Genomic DNA, 16656 nt, shown 5'->3' with positions numbered 1-16656 from the left:
CGGTCACGAGGAACTGCTGCGGACCTCGGAGCTCTACCGGGACCTCGTCGGCAGCTGGGCGCCCGGCCCGCCCCGGCGGCGGTCAGAGCCAGCCCTGCCCCTGCGAGATGCGGATCGCGTCGATGCGGTTGCGGGCCCCGGTCTTGCGGGTGATGGCGGCCATGTAGTTGCGCACGGTCCCATGGGACAGGTGCAGGCTGCCGGCTATCTCAGCGATGGAGGCTCCCTCGGCCGCGAGGGTTAGCACGCTCAGTTCTCTGCGGGTCAGCGGCATCTCGGCGGCCTTGAGGAAACCGAAGCCCAGCGAGTCGTTGATGAAACGTTCCCCCTTAGCGACGCTGCGGATTCCGCGCAGCAGGTTCTGGGGCGAGCTCTCCTTGTCGACGTAGCCGAGCGCCCCGGCCTCGACCGCCCGCTTCAGCAGTCCGGGCCTGTTCGCGGTGGCGAGCACGAGTAATCGCGGGCGCGCCCCGTCCGGGCCGGGCCGGTACAGCTCGCCGAGCGGAGGGATGCCGTAGGAGTCCGCGCATTCCAGGTCCGCCGCACAGACGTCCGGGTGCACGGACCGCATCAGGCCCGGGGCACCGCGCCACGGCGTGTCGTACACCGCCAGATCGGGCTCTCCCCGCAGCCACTCCGCCAGTACCGATCTCACCAGACACTCGTCATGCACCAACAGCACCCGGATCACTGCCACCCCCTCGGTTTCGCCGTACGCCCCCCTCATCGTGTTGAGCGTCTGCTCCATTGTTCGCGACGGTGACCCTGCGTGGGCGCGAAGATCCGGCCATCAAGGTGCGAGGGGGCGCACGCGCGGCGCCCGTACGCCCGGCCGCGCTTCGACTTCGGCGGCATGGGAATCGGCGGTCGGGGTACGCGAGCGCCCTCGACGGGGCCCGAAGTCTGTAACCGACGGTAACCGCGAATCGTCCCGGTGCCGCTCGTCGTGCGCGACGGGCCGCCAGGGTGGAGATTTGTTCCTGAGCCCGGTCGCGCGGCCGTGCGAGGAGGTGGTCGGCGTGTCCGACGGGCAGTCGTCCGTACAGGCGCCGGCAGCCGCCGGGACGCCGGTCGGCCGTCCGCTGCTGTCCCTGGCGCTGGCCTCGATGATGGACGAGGTGCACGCCCACTCCGGCGCGGTGTACCTGATGGCGCCGGATCAGCCGGTGCTGGAGATGGCGGTGATGGCCGGGCTGCCCCGGGCGTTCGCGGCGCCCTGGGAGCGGGTGGGGCTGAGCGCGCCGATCCCGGTCGCCGACGCCGCGCGCGAGCGGCGGCTGGTCTGGGTCGGCGGCGAGGAGGCGATGGCCCGCCACTATCCGCGGATCGCCGTGGTGCTCCCCTACCCGTTCGCGCTGGCCGCGGTGCCCGTGGCCACCGAGACCACCGTCTACGGCGCGGTCTTCGTCACCTGGCCCGGCGCGCATCCGGAGGAGCTGTCCGACCATGAGCGCGAGCATCTGACCGCGGCCTGCGACAGGCTGGCGGTGCGGCTGGAGCGGGCGGCCGAGCTCAGCATCCCGCCGCACCCCGAGACCGACATGCTGGCCTCGCCCCTGGTGGGCGGGATCGCCGGCACGCTCGGCACGGTCGAGGCGGCCCGGATGGTGAGCCGGCTGCCGTACGGACTGGTCTCGCTGGATCTGCACGGGCGGGTCGGCTTCGTCAACGCGGCGGCGGCAGAACTGCTGAACGTCCCGGTCAGCCGGCTGCTCGGCACCCAGCTGTGGGCGTCGGTGCCGTGGCTCAACGACCCGGTGTACGAGGACCGGTACCGGGCCGCGCTGATGAGCCAGCACACCACGTCGTTCGTGGCGCTGCGCCCGCCGGGCGAGTGGCTGTCGTTCCGGCTGTATCCGAGCACGACCGGCCTCAGCGTCCGGATCACCAGGTCGCGGGCCGTCTCGGAGATGAACCGGGCCGCGCCCTCGCCCGACGGGACGCCGTCCCGGCTGGTCACCATCTCCCAGGTGCTGAATCTGGCCGGGGCGCTCACGGAGGCGGTCGGGGTGCAGGACGTGGTGCAGCTCGTCGCGGACGAGATCGCCCCGACCGTGGGCAGCCAGGCCCTGGTCGTGCTGGGCTCGCGGGCGAACCGGCTGCGCGTGCTCGGGCATCGCGGGTACCGGGACGCGCTCACGGTGGAACAGTTCGACGGGATGCCGCTCACCGAGCCGATGCCCGGCACGAAGGTGCTGCGGACGGGCGTGCCCGCGTTCTTCGAGTCGCGGGAACAGCTGGAGCGCCTCTACCCTGCGCGGCTCGCCACCCCCGACGGATTCGCGGCCTGGGCCTATCTGCCGCTGATCGCCCAGGGACGGCCGGTGGGGACGTGCGTGCTCTCCTTCACCGAGCCGCACCCCTTCCCGACGGAGGAACGGGCGGTGCTGACGAGCCTGGCCGGGCTGATCGCCCAGGCGCTGGAGCGGGCCCTGCTCTACGACGCCAAGCACCGGCTCGCGCACGGCCTCCAGGAGGCCCTGCTGCCGCACTCGCTGCCCTCGCTGCCCGGCATCGAGGCGGCCGGCCGCTATGTCCCGGCCACTCAGGGCATGGACATCGGCGGCGACTTCTACGACCTGGTGGGCACCCAGGGGACGGCCGCGGCGGTGATCGGGGACGTGCAGGGGCACAACGTCACGGCGGCCGGGCTGATGGGGCAGGTCCGCACCGCGGTACGCGCGTACACGGCAGTGGGCCAGGCGCCCGAGGAGGTCATGCGCAGCACCAACCGACTGCTCCTCGACCTGGGGGCCGAACTGTTCGCCAGCTGCCTCTACCTGCGGCTCGACCCGGCGCACGGCCGGGCCGTGATGTCCCGGGCTGGGCATCCGCCGCCGCTGCTGAGACGGCCGGACGGGCGGGTGCGCGTCCTGGATCTGGCCGGGGGGCCGCTGCTGGGCATCGACGCGTCGGCCGTGTACCCGACGACGGAGGTCGCCCTCGCCCCCGGTTCACTGCTCGTCCTCTACACCGACGGGCTGGTCGAGTCCCCCGGCACGGACTTCGAGGAGGCCCTCGCGGACCTCGGCCGGCGCTTGGCCGACGCCGGGGACCAGCCGCTGGACGAGCTGGCCGACAGTCTCGTTCATCAGGAGCGGCACCACCGGGACGGGGAGGAACGGCTCGACGACATCGCGCTGTTGCTGCTCAGGGCCGTCGGGTAGTGCGGGCCGGGCACGGTACGCGGACGGGCCGGTCCCCCGCAGGAGGGACCGGCCCGGTGCACCGCCGGACGGCGGTCGACAACGCCGGTGGGCCGGCCCGGTCCCGCCAGGAAGGGGGCGGTACCGGGCCGGCATCGTCGGACCGGCTCCGACGGTCTCAGGTCAGCGGGACTCGGTCAGACCCGAGTTGTCCTGGTCCTGGACACCCTGCCCGGCGTCCTGACCGGCACCGGCACCAGCACCGGCTCCCGCTTCCTCGCCTCCGGCCTGCTCGCCGGCACCAGCGCCGGCCTCCTCACCAGCGCCGGCTTCCTCACCGGCACCCGCACCGGCGCCGGCCTCGTCGCCCGCACCGGCCTCTTCACCAGCGCCGGCCTCTTCACCCGCGCCCGCACCGGCGCCGGCTTCCTCGCCCGCACCGGCCTCCTCGCCCGCACCGGCCTCTTCACCGGCACCGGCACCCGCGCCGCCCGCGCCGAGGGTCGCGCCGACCGCCTCAAGGGCGGTGGTCACCGGCTGGAAGAAGGTCTCGCCGCCGGCCGTGCAGTCGCCGCTGCCGCCCGAGGTCAGGCCGATCGCGAGACCGTCCTGGGTGAACAGCGAGCCGCCGCTGTCGCCGGGCTCGGCACAGACGTCGGTCTGGATGAGGCCCGTGACGGTGCCCTCCGGGTAGTTCACCGTGGCCTCGAGTCCGAGGACCTGGCCGTCGTTGAGCCCGGTGGTGCTGCCCATCCGGAAGACCTCCTGGCCGACGGTCGCCTCCGCGGCCTCGGTGATCGGGACGGTCTGGTCGCCGGTGTTGACCTCGCTGGGCGCCTCGGTCGCGGCGTCGTCGTACTTCACGAGCGCGAAGTCGCCGTCGCCCGGGAAGGTGGACTGGTCGACCGTGGCGATCGGCTGGCCGCCCTCCGCGTCCGACCACTCGTTGCCGCCGAGAGTGCAGTGACCGGCCGTCAGGAAGGCGGGCGAGCCGTCGCCCGCGGTGACGTTGAAGCCGAGGGAGCAGCGCGAGCCGCCCGCGAAGATGGCGTCGCCGCCGGAGACGAACGGCTTGAAGGTGCCCGCGGACTTCGAGAGGGTCGCCATGCCGGTACCGAGGCTCTTGACCGTCGATTCCAGTCTGTCCCACTTGGCACCGGTCACGGTGCTGTCGGCGGTGACACGCAGCTTGTTCGTCTGCGGGTCGATCGACCACGAGGTGCCCGCGATGGTCGCGTCGGACTTCAGGGTCGACGCACCGCTCTGCAGCTCCGACCAGCTGTTGTCGACCTCGCGGACCTGCGCGCCGGCCGCCTTCGCCTGCACGATCACGTTGTTGTTGTCGCCCGGTACGACGTTGACGACGAGCTGCTGGCTGTCGCCGTCGTAGTAGGAGCCGCCGAACGCCTCACCGAGGAGCCCGGAGAGCTGCGAGGCGAGATCCGAGGCGTCGCCCGCCTTCAGTGTCTTCGGCGCGGCGGCCGCGTCGTCGGACGAACCGTCCTGTGACGCGTTGGCGTTGGGGAGCAGGATCGCGGCCGCGCCGAGCGCCACCACGCCGCCCACCGCTATCGCGGCCTTGCGCTTCGGAATTCGCTTGTGACTCAAACTTCTCTCCTCCTGGGGGGGACGGAGCCTTGCCGCCGTCCGGCAGCTTCTGGGGGGCGCCTGGATGGCTGTAGGTACGCACGGGTCGCATGGGGCGTTCAATCGCGTTTGCAAGTGATCCCTTCGCATCGCGGAATCAGCCAACTCCCGCCGCCCGCGCACCGACCGCCCGGTCTGCGACTGCCCTGGTCACAGGGAGGGGGCCGGGCGGACGCACGCTGTCGGTCCAGGAGGGCGCCTGGCTTGATGACGGTCTTTCGGCTGCGGCCCTCATCGCGACCCTGCCGAACAGACACGATCCGTATCCGACCGGAAACGATCTGTTGCGAATGCCGAGTCGAATCCCGACTTCAGCGAATCTGCACATCGAATGCTCAACCCGGTCACCAAGCGGAGGGTTATCCACAAGCGGGAGGGTGCCTGTCACGCCTTTGGGGCGGGAGTGCCGGATTCGCCGCCTCCGGATACAGGACGCCGGACGGGCCGATGCTGTGGCGCATGTGAAGGACTCGCCACGGAGACGTGCACACTCCTGCACCAATAGGTACCGCTGGGGCGCAAGTTGCCTGGTGGGACGCCTGGTTGATTGGAAGCACGGACCCGCAGCGTGCTTTGATCCATCGCATCGCGGGAGCCGCAGAGGGCACTCCGGAAACGGGTGCCCGGCGCTCGCGGTCGCGGCCGTCATCTGTCCCCAGAGGGGGCCGCTCCCCCCTTGTGAGATATCCATATGAAGGGAAGTTCCATCATGAACTCCACCCCCCAGGTTGAGACCGTCGAGATCGCCGACGCCCAGCTCGACGCCATCTCCGGCGGCCTGTCCGTGAACGCCGTGAACACCGTCACCGACACGGTCGACGGCATCGCCCCGGTCTCCGGCGTCGTCGACACCGCCGTCGGCACCGTCGAGGGTGTCACCGGCCTGAACACGGCCCCGGTCACCGGCCTGGTCTCCGGCCTCTGATCGAGCCTTTGTGCCGTTGATTCCCGGAACCGCAGCCGGCGGTTCCGGGTTCTTCGGGTGCCGTGACCGCCTCGGTCACGACAGTAGGTACCTCTTCTACGGGTGAGGGAAGTTCCTTGCAGTTCCGCCAACAGGCCCTCGCCAAGCTCCAGTCACCGGAGGAACTCGACCTCCCGGTGCGTTTCGCCCGCCCGCAGGGCTGGCTGGTGCTCTCCGTGACGGTGGTCGCGATGGCGGCCGCCTCGGTGTGGGCGGTGACCGGCTCGGTGGCCTCCACCGTCAGCGCACCCGCCATCCTCACGCACGGGCAGGGCAGTTACCTCCTCCAGAGCCCCGTCGCGGGCCAGGTCACCGCGGTACTCGCGAAGCAGGGCGAGCAGGTGACCGCGAACTCCCCCGTGCTCAAGGTCCGTACGGCCAAGGGCGAGGTCGTCGTCCGCGCGCTCGACGCGGGCCGGGTCTCCGGGCTCGCCGCGACCGTCGGGCAGATCATCCAGACCGGCGCGAACGTGGCCGCCGTCGAGAAGGTCGCCCACAGCAAGGACGCGTTGTACGCGACCGTCTACGTCCCCGCCGAGAACGCCGCCTCGATCCCCGACGACGCCGCGGTGGACCTGACCGTGCAGTCCGTGCCGACCCAGGAGTACGGCGTGCTGCGCGGCCATGTGAAGTCGGTGGACCGCGCGGCCCAGTCCCCGCAGCAGATCTCCGCCTTCCTCGGGGACAGTCAGCTGGGCGAGCAGTTCACCAAGAAGGGCAGGCCCGTGGCCGTGACGGTCCGGCTGGACAAGTCGTCCGGCACGAAGAGCGGATACAAGTGGTCGTCCGCGGACGGGCCGCCGTACAAGCTGTCCTCGATGACGATGGCCTCGGGTTCGATCCGGCTCACCGACCAGCGTCCCGTCGACTGGCTGCTGCCGTGAGCGCCACCGCACAGGAGCCGCGGAGCAGGCGCCGCGCGGCCCCGCCGAAGCGCAAGGTGCCCAAGGCCGCCGCGAAGACGGTCCGTACGCCCACCGTGCTCCAGATGGAAGCCGTCGAGTGCGGTGCCGCCTCCCTGGCGATGGTGCTCGGCCACTACGGCAAGCACGTCCCGCTGGAGGAGCTGCGCATCGCCTGCGGTGTCTCCCGCGACGGCTCGCGCGCCAGCAACCTCCTCAAGGCGGCCCGCAGCTACGGCCTGACTGCCAAGGGCATGCAGATGGACCTGGCCGCCCTCGCCGAGGTGAAGTCGCCGGCAGTCCTGTTCTGGGAGTTCAACCACTACGTCGTCTACGACGGCATGGGCCGCCGCTTCGGACGCCGTGGCGTCTACATCAACGACCCCGGCAAGGGCCGCCGTTTCGTCCCGATGGAGGACTTCGACGGCAGCTTCACCGGTGTCGTGCTGGTCATGGAGCCCGGCGAGGACTTCACCCGGGGCGGCCGTAAGCCCGGCGTCCTGGGAGCGATGCCCGCCCGGCTGCGCGGCACCGCGGGCACGATGCCCGCCGCTGTGCTCTCCAGCCTGCTGCTGGTGGCGGTCGGCGCGGCGGTGCCCGCGCTCAGCCGCACGTACATCGACGAGTTCCTGATCGGCAACCAGACCTCGCTGCTCGGCGTGCTGTTCGCGTCGATGGGCGCGTGCGTCCTGCTCACCGTCGTGCTGACCTGGCTCCAGCAGGCCAATCTGCTGCACGGCCGCATCATCTCCTCCACCCTGTCCAGCGCCCGCTTCCTGCGGCATCTGCTGCGGCTGCCGGTGACGTTCTTCTCCCAGCGCAGCCCGGCCGACCTCGTGCAGCGGCTGCAGTCCAACGACGCGGTCGCCGAGACCCTGTCCCGCGACCTCGCTGCGGCGGGCGTGGACGCGATCGTGGTCGTCCTGTACGCGGTGCTGCTGTACACCTACGACCCGCAGCTGACATTCGTCGGCATCAGTGTGGCGCTGCTGAACATCGTGGCCATGCGCGTGGTCGTACGGCTGCGTGCCACGCGTACGGCGAAGCTGCGCGCCGACACGGCCCGGCTCACCAACACCGCCTACACCGGTCTTCAGCTGATCGAGACGATGAAGGCGACCGGCGGCGAGGACGGCTACTTCCGCAAGTGGGCCGGGCAGCACGCCACCACGCTGGAGGAGCAGCAGCGGCTCGGCGTGCCGAGCGCCTGGCTGGGCGTGGTGGCGCCGACCCTGGCCACCCTCAACAGCGGGCTCCTCCTCTGGATCGGCGGTATGCGCGCGGTCGAGGGCCATATCTCGGTCGGCCTGCTGGTCGCCTTCCAGGCTCTGGTCGCCCGGTTCACCGCGCCGCTGACCCGGCTCAACGGCGTCGCGGGCCGCATCCAGGACTTCGCGGCCGACGTGGCCCGGCTGAAGGACGTGGAGAACTTCAAGGCCGACCCGCTCTACGGCCGTCCCGACTCCGGCGAGTCGACGCGCCGCCTCCAGGGGCACGTCGAGCTGGAGAACATCACCTTCGGCTACAGCCCGCTCGACAAGCCCCTGCTCACCGGTTTCGACCTGACGGTCGGTCCCGGGCAGCAGGTCGCGCTGGTCGGCGGCTCGGGCAGCGGCAAGTCCACCGTGTCCCGGATGATCTCCGGTCTGTACGCGCCCTGGGAGGGCGTGATCCGCATCGACGGGCAGCGCATCGACGACATTGCGCGCGGGGCGCTGGCCGCCTCCGTCTCCTTCGTCGACCAGGACGTGTTCCTCTTCGAGGGCACCGTCCGCGACAACGTGGCGCTGTGGGACCCGTCGATCCCGGACGACGCGGTGGAGGACGCGTTGCGGGACGCCGCCCTGTACGACGTGATCACGCGCCGCCCCGGCGGCATCCACAGCAAGGTCGAGCAGGACGGCCGCAACTTCTCCGGCGGGCAGCGCCAGCGGCTGGAGATCGCGCGGGCGCTGGTGCGCCGGCCGAGCATCCTGGTGCTGGACGAGGTGACGAGCGCACTGGACGCGGAGACCGAGCTGGTCGTGATGGACAACCTGCGCCGGCGCGGCTGTGCCTGCGTGGTGATCGCGCACCGGCTCAGCACCGTGCGCGACAGCGACGAGATCGTCGTCCTGGAGCACGGCACGGTCGTGGAGCGGGGACGGCACGAGGAGCTGGTGGCGCGCGGCGGCGCGTACGCCACGCTGGTCAGGGAGCGGTGAGATGACGACCGTTCAGGGACATGAGGGCGACCTCGTCCTGGGCGCCTTCGGGCAGATGGGCTCGCGCATCGACTGCGCCGGGTTCAACCGTCTCGACCTGGAGGGCCCGCAAGTACTGTGGCTGGTCGTCTCCGGCGCCGTGGACCTCTTCGCGGTGGACGCCGGCCAGCAGGGCCACTGGCATCACCTCGGCCGTCTCGAGCCGGGCTCACTGGTGCTCGGCCCGGTGCCCGGCCCCCAGCACACGCTGGTCGCCCGCCCGCTGCGGGACTGCGTGGTGCACCGCATCGGCCTGCGCGAGCTGTACCAGCCCGCCGACACCGCGACCTGGTCGTACGACGAGTACGGCAATCCGCAGTACGTGCCGCCGACGACGTCTCCGCTGGAGTACGCGCTCGCCCTCGGTGTCGGCCGCAGTCTGTCCATCCTGTTCCAGGCTCCGATGGCGACCGAGCGGGCCGCGGCGCCCACGGACGACGACGTGTTCTGGATGCAGGTGCCGCCGGGCAGCGTGCAGTACGGCTCGCTGTACGGCGCGGAGGCCGCGGCCGACCTGCTGATGGACCCGGGCCTGTGGCAGAGCATGGTCGACCAGCAGTACCGGCTGCTGACCACGCTGGACCGCTGGATCGAGCAGCTGGAGCGCACCCACGAGACGCGGACGGCCGAGGGCATCAAGGCCGGTGAGGCGGTCCGCGCCCAGGCCGATCAGACGCTGCTCGCCTCCATCGGCAAGCGGTCCTCGAAGCGGACCACCGCGGCTGACGCCGACGCCTCCTACGCGGCCTGCAAGCTGGTCGGCCAGGCGGCCGGGATCCGTCTCACCGAGCCCACCCAGAAGGGCACCGGGGGCGACCGTCTCGATCCGGTCGAGCAGGTCGCTCTGGCCTCCCGCGTCCGTACCCGGGCCGTGCGCCTGGACGGTCGCTGGTGGCGGGACAACGTCGGTCCGCTGGTCGGCCAGCGGGCCCTCTCGGGCGCGCCGGTGGCGCTGCTGTGGCGGCGCGGCGGATATGTCGCCGTTCATCCGTCGACCGGCCGTGAGACGCCGATCGAGAAGGCCAACGCCGACGAGTTCGAGCCCCGTGCGGTGATGTTCTACCGCCCGCTGCCCGAGCGGAGTCTCAGCCCGCTCGGACTGCTGCGGTTCTGTATGCAGGGCATGCGCGGCGACCTGACCGGTCTGCTGCTCAGCGGCCTGGTCACGGTGGCGATCGGCGCGTTGGTGCCCGTCGCGACCGGCAAGGTGCTCGGCGAGTTCGTGCCGAAGGCCCAGACGAACCTGATCGTGCAGGTGTGCCTGGCGGTGATGCTCAGCAGCGTGGTGGCGGCGGCCTTCATGCTGTTGCAGAACCTCACCATCCTGCGGATCGAGGGGCGGATCGAGGCCACGCTCCAGCCGGCCGTGTGGGACCGGCTTCTCAGACTGCCGACGAGGTTCTTCACCGAGCGCTCCACCGGCGAACTGGCCAGCGCGGCCATGGGCATCAGCTCGATCCGCCGGCTGCTGGCGGGAGTCGGGCCCACGGTCGCCCAGTCGGTGACCATCGGGGCGATGAACCTGGGGCTGCTGCTGTGGTTCAGCGTGCCGATGGCGATGGCCGCGATCGGCATGCTCGTCGTCATCGCGGCCGTGTTCCTGGGGCTCGGGCTGTGGCAGGTGCGCTGGCAGCGGCGGCTGGTGGTGCTCTCCAACAAGCTGAACAACCAGGCCTTCCAGACCCTGCGCGGTCTGCCCAAGCTGCGGGTGGCCGCCGCCGAGAACTACGCGTACGCCGCGTGGGCGTCGGAGTTCGCGCGCAGCCGTGAGCTCCAGCAGAGGGTCGGCCGCATCAAGAACCTCTCGACGGTGCTGGGCGCGGTGTATCTGCCGCTGTGCACGCTGCTGATGTTCATGCTGCTGGCCGGCCCGGCCCGGGGTCGATGTCGGCGGCCGCGTTCCTCACCTTCAACACCTCGGTGACGATGGTGCTGACCGCCGTCACGCAGCTGACCGGCTCGTTCGTCTCCGCGGTGGCCGCGCTGCCGTTGTTCGAGGAGATCAGGCCGGTGCTGGACGCGGCGCCGGAGGTGCGGACGGCGAGCACGCGGCCGGGGCCGCTGTCCGGCGCGATCGAGGCCCGGCGGGTGTCCTTCCGGTACTCGGACGACGGTCCGCTGATCCTGGACGAGGTGTCGTTCGAGGTGAAGCCGGGCGAGTTCGTCGCGGTCGTCGGCCCCAGCGGCTGCGGCAAGTCGACGCTGCTGCGCCTGCTGATCGGCTTCGACCGGCCGCTGTCGGGCAGCGTGCTGTACGACGGGCAGGACCTGGGGGCCCTCGACCAGTCGGCGGTGCGCCGGCAGTGCGGGGTGGTGCTCCAGCACGCGCAGCCGTTCACCGGCTCGATCCTGGACGTCATCTGCGGCACCGAGCCGTACACGCCGGAGGAGGCGATGGCGGCGGCCGAGATGGCGGGCCTCGCCGAGGACATCAAGCGGATGCCGATGGGCCTGCACACCATCGTCGCGGGCAGTGGTGCCGTCTCCGGCGGTCAGCGCCAGCGGCTGATGATCGCGCAGGCGCTGATCCGCCGGCCGCGCATCCTCTTCTTCGACGAGGCGACCAGCGCCCTCGACAACGAGACCCAGCGCACGGTCATCGAGAGCACCAAGGCGCTCAACGCGAGCCGGGTCGTCATCGCTCACCGGCTGTCCACCGTGATGGACGCCGACCGGGTCGTGGTGATGGAGGAGGGCAAGGTCATCCAGCAGGGCCCGCCCGACCAGTTGCTCGCCGACACGAACGGCCGGCTGCACGAGCTGGTGCGGCGGCAGATGGCGTGAGAGGTCACTCCGCCCCGGGTACCGGGGCGCCGGAGGGCACTCCGGCCGCGACGTAGGCCGCGTACAGCTCCCGCCAGGGCGCGTCGGCCCCGGCGTGCGGACCGGCGGCCTGCTCGCCACGGGCCCTGGTGTCCAGCGCGGTCAGACACACCTCCCAGCCGGCGCCGTTGCGGGCGGCGGAGTCCTCGGCCTGGAGGACGTTGGTGAGCGTGAGGCGGGTGCGCTTGTCCTCGGTCTCCTCCAGGTCGAAGCGCATTTCGTCCCCGTCCCACTCGAAGGACAGGTGCCGGGGCGCGTCGACGGCGATGACCCGGCCCGTCGAGTCCGCCATGTGCGGGTCGCCGCTGAACCTGACCGTGCCGCCGGGGCACAGCTCGATCTCGGCACGGCAGGGGAACCAGCGCTCCAGTTCGTCCGGGTCGGTCACGAACTGCCAGACGCGGTCGACGGGATGGTCGTAGGTGCGGCTGAAGCGGACGGCGGGGCGGCCGTCGTCCAGGGTGAGATACGTGCCGGTGAGTTCGGCTGCCATGGCGGATCAGTCCTTCGGTGTGGGTGCTTCCGTGGTGTCCGGCGTCTCGTCGAGGCGGCGGCCCAGCACGTCGAGGCGCTCGTTCCAGAGTTCGCGGTACGGAGCGAGCCAGGCGTCGAGTGCGGCGATCGGGCCGGGGTCCAGGGCGTAGACACGTCGCTGCGCGTCCTGCCGCACCCGGACCAGACCCGCCTCGCGCAGCACTCTCAGGTGCTTGGAGGTGCTCGGCTGGCTCAGTCCGCACGCCTCGACGATCTCACCGACGGCCCGGGGCCGCTCCAGGAGCAGCGCGACGATGGCCCGCCGGTGGGGGTCGGCGAGGGCGGTCCAGAGGGCGGCGTCGGACATGAGCTTCAATATGCCCCTGCGGTTATATACCTGTCAAGGAATATACCGGTTCAAGGCCACGGAGTGCCCGGGTCCGGTGGCGTGACTTCGCCGTACTCCGCGCACACTTTCGTTGCTCCGCCGCGTAATTGGGTACCCCCGCCCCATGCGAATCAGCGTGATGGATGTGGGATCGAAGACGGTCAGACTCGTCGTCTCGGACGCGGAGGACGGTGTGCCGCTGCCGGTGCACACCTCCAAGTGGCGGCTCAGGCTGTCCGAGCAGGTCACACCGGGGGAACCCATCCCTGAGCAGGCGGTCGGACAACTCGCCGACGCGGTCGCCGAGGCGAGCAGGACCGCCACGCGGTGGGGCGCGGCCGGCCCGCTCGCCTTCGCGACCGCCGTGGTGCGGGGCGCGCCGAACCGGCACGAGGTGCTGAACACCGTCCGGGCCCGTAGCGGCGTGGAACTGTGCACCCTGCCGGGTGAGGTCGAGGCCGAGCTGACGTTTCTCGGGGCCCGGCGCTGGATGGGCTGGCGGTCGGGGCCGCTCGCCCTACTCGACATCGGTGGCGGCTCACTGGAAGTCGCCTTCGGGCGCGGCCGGTTGCCGGACTTCGTGGCGTCGCTGCCGCTGGGCGCGGGGCGGCTCACCCACGAGTTCTTCGAGGACGAGGACCCTCCGTCGCCGGAGCGGGTCCGGGCGCTGCGCCGCAGGGTCCGCCATCAGCTGCGGGACGTCGCGGCGCGGATCCGCTGGGAGGGCCCGCGTACCGCGGTCGCCACCTCCCGCACGTTCCAGCAGCTGGGCCGGCTGTGCGGCGCCGCACCCGGACGCCACGGCCCGTTCGTGGACCGGGAACTGCACCGCGCGGGGCTGCGGGAGGCGATCACGACACTGGCCGCTCTGCCCGCCGCCGAACGCGCGCGCCTGCCCGGCATCTCCGCGCCGCGGGCCGCGCAGAGCCTGGCCGGCGCGGTGGTCGCGCACACCGCGATGAAGCTGACCGGCATCAGGTCCGTCACGGTCTGTCCCTGGGCGATCCGCGAGGGCGTGCTGCTGCGCCACATCGAGGACGGCCCGTCCTGGTGGGCGGAGGTGACCCGCCGCAACGAGGAGGCCGCCCCTCCTGACCCGGTGCCGCTGCGCATCGCCGCCGCCTCGGCCAACTGATCACGAGGGGCGGAACCGACGTACCGAACACAGCAAGGAGACCCCCGTGTCCCACGACAAGAACCAGGACGCCTCCGGCAAGCAGCCCGAGACGGCCCTCGAAGAGGTCCTGCGCGAGATAGAGGACGCCGAGGACCGCACCGAGGACTCCGCCGGGCGACGACGCCACCGAGGCGAGGCGGGGGATGCCATCACACCGAACGAGCGCGCGCAGGAGGAGTCCGAGGGAGAGTGACGCGGGCGGGTGACCGGGCCACGCCCGGGTACCCGGCACGCATGGAGCACGATTGCCCTGAACCGCCCCTGCCCACCCCGCGCGGCCCGCTGAGCAGGGGTGTCGAGGCGTACCTGCGGGGCGCGGGCCGGCTGCCCCGCCCCGAGGAAGTCGCCCGGGCCGAGGTGTACGGCGACGACCTCCAGCTCGCCCTGTACCTGTGCTACGAGCTGCACTACCGCGGCTTCGCGGGCGTGACCCCGGAGCTGGAGTGGGACCCCGGCCTGCTGCGCACCCGGGCGACCCTGGAGCACCGCTTCCTGTCCGCGCTGCGCACCGACGCCCGGGTCCACGACAGCGTGGGCGAGGCGCTGCGAGGCCTGCTGGCCGAGCCGGTCCACGGCACGGGCGTCACGCACTTCCTGCGTGACGAGGGCGCGCTGTGGCAGGTGCGCGAGTACGCGGCCCAGCGCTCCCTGTACCACCTCAAGGAGGCCGACCCGCACGCCTGGGTGCTGCCGCGGCTGTGGGGCCGGGCGAAGGCGGGGATGGCGGCGGTGGAGTTCGACGAGTGGGGCGGCGGCCGCGCCGACCGCGTGCACGCGCGGCTGTACGCGGACCTGATGACGGACCTGGGCCTGGACACCACGTACGGCCGCTACCTGGACGCGGCGACCGCCGAGGCCCTGGTCACGGTGAACCTCATGTCCCTCTTCGGCCTGCACCGGGCCCACAGGGGCGCCCTGATCGGCCACTTCGCGGCGGTCGAAATCACCTCGTCCCCGGGATCGCGGCGGCTCGCCGAGGCGATGCGCCGCACGGGCGCCGGACCCGCGGCCGAGCACTTCTACGACGAGCACGTCGAGGCCGACGCGGTCCACGAGCAGGTGGTGCGCCACGACGTCATCGGCGGTCTGCTGGAACAAGAGCCGCGCCTCGCTCCCGATGTCGCCTTCGGGATCGACGCCACCGAGTTCGTCGAGGACCGCTTCGGCGCCCGGCTGCTCACCGACTGGCGCGCGTCACGTTCATCACTTCATGCACTGCTTGCTCACGAGATGACCTATATCTCCTGAGGGCCGGGGTACCCGAGCGACGTGAATCCTCTGGCACCCCCGGGCGTCTACACCCCGCAGGAGGACACCGAGCTGCTGGCCGGTGCCCTGTTCGACGAGCCGTTGGTCCCGGGCGCGGAGGTTCTCGACGTGGGCACCGGGACCGGCGCCCTGGCCTTGGCGGCCGCGCACCGCGGTCTCCGTGTGACCGCCGTGGACGTGTCCCGGGGCGCTGTGTGGGCGGCGCGGCTGAACGCCCGGCTGGCTGGACTCCCTCTCCGCATCCGGCACGGGAACCTCTTCGATCCCGTGCGCGGGGAGTCGTTCGATCTGATCCTGGCCAATCCGCCGTACGTGCCGGCGCCGGAGAGCGGCGGGAAGCCGCGCGGCGCGGCACGTGCCTGGGACGCGGGCGGTGACGGACGGCTGATCGTCGACCGGATCTGCCGGGAGGCGCCCGCCCTGCTGCGTCCGGGCGGGGTGCTCCTGCTCGTGCAGTCGGCGCTCAGCGACCCGGACCTGACCGTCGGGCAGCTGCGCGCGTCCGGCCTGAAGGCCGCGGTGACCCGTCGGCACCGGATCGCGTTCGGGCCGGTGCTGCGCGGCCGGGAACGCTGGCTGCGGCAGCGGGGGCTGCTGTCCGCCGCCGAGAACGAGGAAGAGCTGGTGGTCGTCCGTGCCGAACTCCCCGTCTGACCGGTCCGCGCCGCCGCGGCGCGTCACCGTCCAGCGCAAGGGCCCGCTCCTGATGGAGGGCCCGGTGGAAGTGGAGCTGGAGGACGGCTCCGTCGTCCGCTCCGACCGCTTCCGCGTGGCCCTGTGCACCTGCCGCCGCAGCCGGCGCTACCCGTGGTGCGACACGAGCCACCGCGACCGGGCGTGACCCGGGGCCCCTCCCCGGAGCAAAGCCCGGGGGCCGACGGGCGGCCCCACTCCGCCCGCCGGCCCCCTTGTACGAGATCGCAGATCCCCGCTGCGGCAACCCGGCTCCCCAGCAACGGGCCGCCTGTTTCACGGGAACCGCGCGATCCCGGTCTCAGAACGCGAAGAGGCCCGATCCGTGGGCGTTCTTCACGCAGTCGTTCGAGAAGGTGCGCTCATAGGAGACGCGCTTGCCCTGCCAGACACCGTCGACGGTGACGACCACGGGGTCGTACTGCTTGGTGCACATCACTCCGTCCCTGACCGTCAGGGCGTCGATGTTCCCGCCGACACCCTGCAGTTCCACACAGGCCGAGCCGGCGGCCGGGTGCGTGCCGCTGGGCTTCGGGGCACAGGTCAGGGTGACCGCGCGTTCCGGGGTCACGGCGATCGCGCTCTCACCATGGCCCACCGTGAGAACGAGGGCCGACGGGGCGTAGAGCGCGGTGGGGGCCTGACCCGGACTGGCGAGCGACGCCCCGGAGAGGGGTCCGCAGACGGCGGTGGCCGTCAGGCCGAGGGTCATGGCCCAGCGCGCGGTGTTCCGCATTGTGTGCATCCTTCCGCATTCGATTACAGGGTGTGCCGATCCGTGCTCGGTCGGTGCCGGATCGGCGAGCGCGAGTCTGCCGAGTCCACCGCCGAAACACACATCGACCCCACCGGTTTCAGTAACATTGCGTATTGAATCAGTGGCGTGAAGTTACGGAATGCGGACGGGTGAAGCCCGTAACCGCACGGCTT

Annotated in this window: 14 protein-coding genes and 1 pseudogene; 10 read left to right on the top strand and 5 right to left on the bottom strand. The window is 71.7% G+C overall.

Features of this window, described 5'->3' with window-relative positions; genetic code table 11:
* Positions 1–82 precede the first annotated feature (82 nt).
* Entirely contained in the window at positions 83–748 is a 666-nt protein-coding gene (locus ACQEV8_RS40745) for a LuxR C-terminal-related transcriptional regulator (RefSeq protein ID WP_432971453.1), read from the bottom strand.
* A 262-nt stretch (positions 749–1010) separates the two neighbouring features.
* On the opposite strand from ACQEV8_RS40745, the gene ACQEV8_RS40740 reads away from it, so the two are divergent.
* Entirely contained in the window at positions 1011–3167 is a 2157-nt protein-coding gene (locus ACQEV8_RS40740; RefSeq protein WP_432973355.1) for a SpoIIE family protein phosphatase, read from the top strand.
* A 162-nt stretch (positions 3168–3329) separates the two neighbouring features.
* On the opposite strand, the gene ACQEV8_RS40735 is transcribed toward ACQEV8_RS40740, so the two are convergent.
* Entirely contained in the window at positions 3330–4754 is a 1425-nt protein-coding gene (locus ACQEV8_RS40735) for a S1 family peptidase (RefSeq protein ID WP_432971450.1), read from the bottom strand.
* Positions 4755–5502: 748 nt separating this feature from the next.
* Here ACQEV8_RS40735 and ACQEV8_RS40730 point away from each other — a divergent pair.
* The 4 genes and pseudogenes from ACQEV8_RS40730 (at position 5503) to ACQEV8_RS40715 (ending at position 11686) form a co-directional block, all read left to right on the top strand.
* The gene (locus tag ACQEV8_RS40730) at positions 5503–5718 is read left to right on the top strand and encodes a type A2 lantipeptide (protein WP_184587045.1); all 216 of its coding nucleotides are present in this window, start codon (positions 5503–5505) and stop codon (positions 5716–5718) included.
* 116 nt (positions 5719–5834) lie between these two features.
* Positions 5835–6641 (top strand): HlyD family efflux transporter periplasmic adaptor subunit, encoded by an 807-nt coding sequence (locus ACQEV8_RS40725; RefSeq protein WP_432971447.1) that lies wholly within the window; start codon positions 5835–5837, stop codon positions 6639–6641.
* Positions 6638–8863, top strand: a complete 2226-nt coding sequence (locus ACQEV8_RS40720; RefSeq protein WP_432971444.1) for an NHLP family bacteriocin export ABC transporter peptidase/permease/ATPase subunit — start codon at positions 6638–6640, stop codon at positions 8861–8863. The genes ACQEV8_RS40725 and ACQEV8_RS40720 overlap by 4 nt, the downstream gene beginning before the upstream one ends.
* Before the next feature lies 1 nt (position 8864).
* Positions 8865–11686, top strand: a pseudogene (locus ACQEV8_RS40715) (NHLP bacteriocin export ABC transporter permease/ATPase subunit).
* Between the two features lie 4 nt (positions 11687–11690).
* On the opposite strand, the gene ACQEV8_RS40710 reads toward ACQEV8_RS40715, so the two are convergent.
* Together ACQEV8_RS40710 and ACQEV8_RS40705 are read right to left on the bottom strand one after the other, a co-directional pair.
* On the bottom strand, positions 11691–12218 hold the full coding sequence (locus ACQEV8_RS40710; RefSeq protein ID WP_432971441.1) for an SRPBCC family protein: 528 nt from the start codon (positions 12216–12218) through the stop codon (positions 11691–11693).
* A 6-nt stretch (positions 12219–12224) separates the two neighbouring features.
* Positions 12225–12566, bottom strand: a complete 342-nt coding sequence (locus ACQEV8_RS40705; RefSeq protein WP_432971438.1) for an ArsR/SmtB family transcription factor — start codon at positions 12564–12566, stop codon at positions 12225–12227.
* Between the two features lie 145 nt (positions 12567–12711).
* Between ACQEV8_RS40705 and ACQEV8_RS40700 the strand changes: the two genes are divergently transcribed.
* Genes ACQEV8_RS40700 through ACQEV8_RS40680 form a run of 5 tightly spaced genes read left to right on the top strand, consistent with a single transcriptional unit; the run spans position 12712 to position 15874 of the window.
* Positions 12712–13722 (top strand): Ppx/GppA family phosphatase, encoded by a 1011-nt coding sequence (locus ACQEV8_RS40700; protein WP_432971435.1) that lies wholly within the window; start codon positions 12712–12714, stop codon positions 13720–13722.
* A 46-nt stretch (positions 13723–13768) separates the two neighbouring features.
* Positions 13769–13957 (top strand): hypothetical protein, encoded by a 189-nt coding sequence (locus ACQEV8_RS40695; RefSeq protein ID WP_432971432.1) that lies wholly within the window; start codon positions 13769–13771, stop codon positions 13955–13957.
* Between the two features lie 41 nt (positions 13958–13998).
* A complete protein-coding gene (locus ACQEV8_RS40690) occupies positions 13999–15012 on the top strand; it encodes an iron-containing redox enzyme family protein (RefSeq protein ID WP_432971429.1) in 1014 nt (337 codons plus the stop codon).
* A gap of 21 nt (positions 15013–15033) precedes the next feature.
* Positions 15034–15687 (top strand): HemK2/MTQ2 family protein methyltransferase, encoded by a 654-nt coding sequence (locus tag ACQEV8_RS40685; RefSeq protein WP_432971426.1) that lies wholly within the window; start codon positions 15034–15036, stop codon positions 15685–15687.
* Positions 15668–15874 carry a CDGSH iron-sulfur domain-containing protein gene (locus tag ACQEV8_RS40680; RefSeq protein WP_432971423.1) on the top strand — a complete coding sequence of 69 codons (207 nt, stop codon included), beginning with the start codon at positions 15668–15670 and terminating at the stop codon, positions 15872–15874. The genes ACQEV8_RS40685 and ACQEV8_RS40680 overlap by 20 nt, the downstream gene beginning before the upstream one ends.
* A gap of 153 nt (positions 15875–16027) precedes the next feature.
* Here the strand turns inward: ACQEV8_RS40680 and ACQEV8_RS40675 are convergent, their stop codons facing one another.
* On the bottom strand, positions 16028–16462 hold the full coding sequence (locus ACQEV8_RS40675) for a protease inhibitor (protein ID WP_432971420.1): 435 nt from the start codon (positions 16460–16462) through the stop codon (positions 16028–16030).
* Positions 16463–16656: the final 194 nt, after the last annotated feature.

The sequence above is a fragment of the Streptomyces sp. CA-179760 genome (assembly GCF_050937045.1).
GTDB lineage: Bacteria > Actinomycetota > Actinomycetes > Streptomycetales > Streptomycetaceae > Streptomyces.
The sequence above is the reverse complement of the archived record's forward strand: the minus strand, read 5'-3'. Positions and strand labels throughout refer to the sequence as shown.

Coding starts and splice junctions, on each gene's coding strand:
- ACQEV8_RS40745 (WP_432971453.1), bottom strand. CDS start 748: ATGGAGCAGACGCTCAACACGATGAGGGGGGCGTACGGCGAAACCGAG.
- ACQEV8_RS40730 (WP_184587045.1), top strand. CDS start 5,503: ATGAACTCCACCCCCCAGGTTGAGACCGTCGAGATCGCCGACGCCCAG.
- ACQEV8_RS40710 (WP_432971441.1), bottom strand. CDS start 12,218: ATGGCAGCCGAACTCACCGGCACGTATCTCACCCTGGACGACGGCCGC.
- ACQEV8_RS40705 (WP_432971438.1), bottom strand. CDS start 12,566: ATGTCCGACGCCGCCCTCTGGACCGCCCTCGCCGACCCCCACCGGCGG.
- ACQEV8_RS40700 (WP_432971435.1), top strand. CDS start 12,712: ATGCGAATCAGCGTGATGGATGTGGGATCGAAGACGGTCAGACTCGTC.
- ACQEV8_RS40690 (WP_432971429.1), top strand. CDS start 13,999: ATGGAGCACGATTGCCCTGAACCGCCCCTGCCCACCCCGCGCGGCCCG.
- ACQEV8_RS40675 (WP_432971420.1), bottom strand. CDS start 16,462: ATGCGGAACACCGCGCGCTGGGCCATGACCCTCGGCCTGACGGCCACC.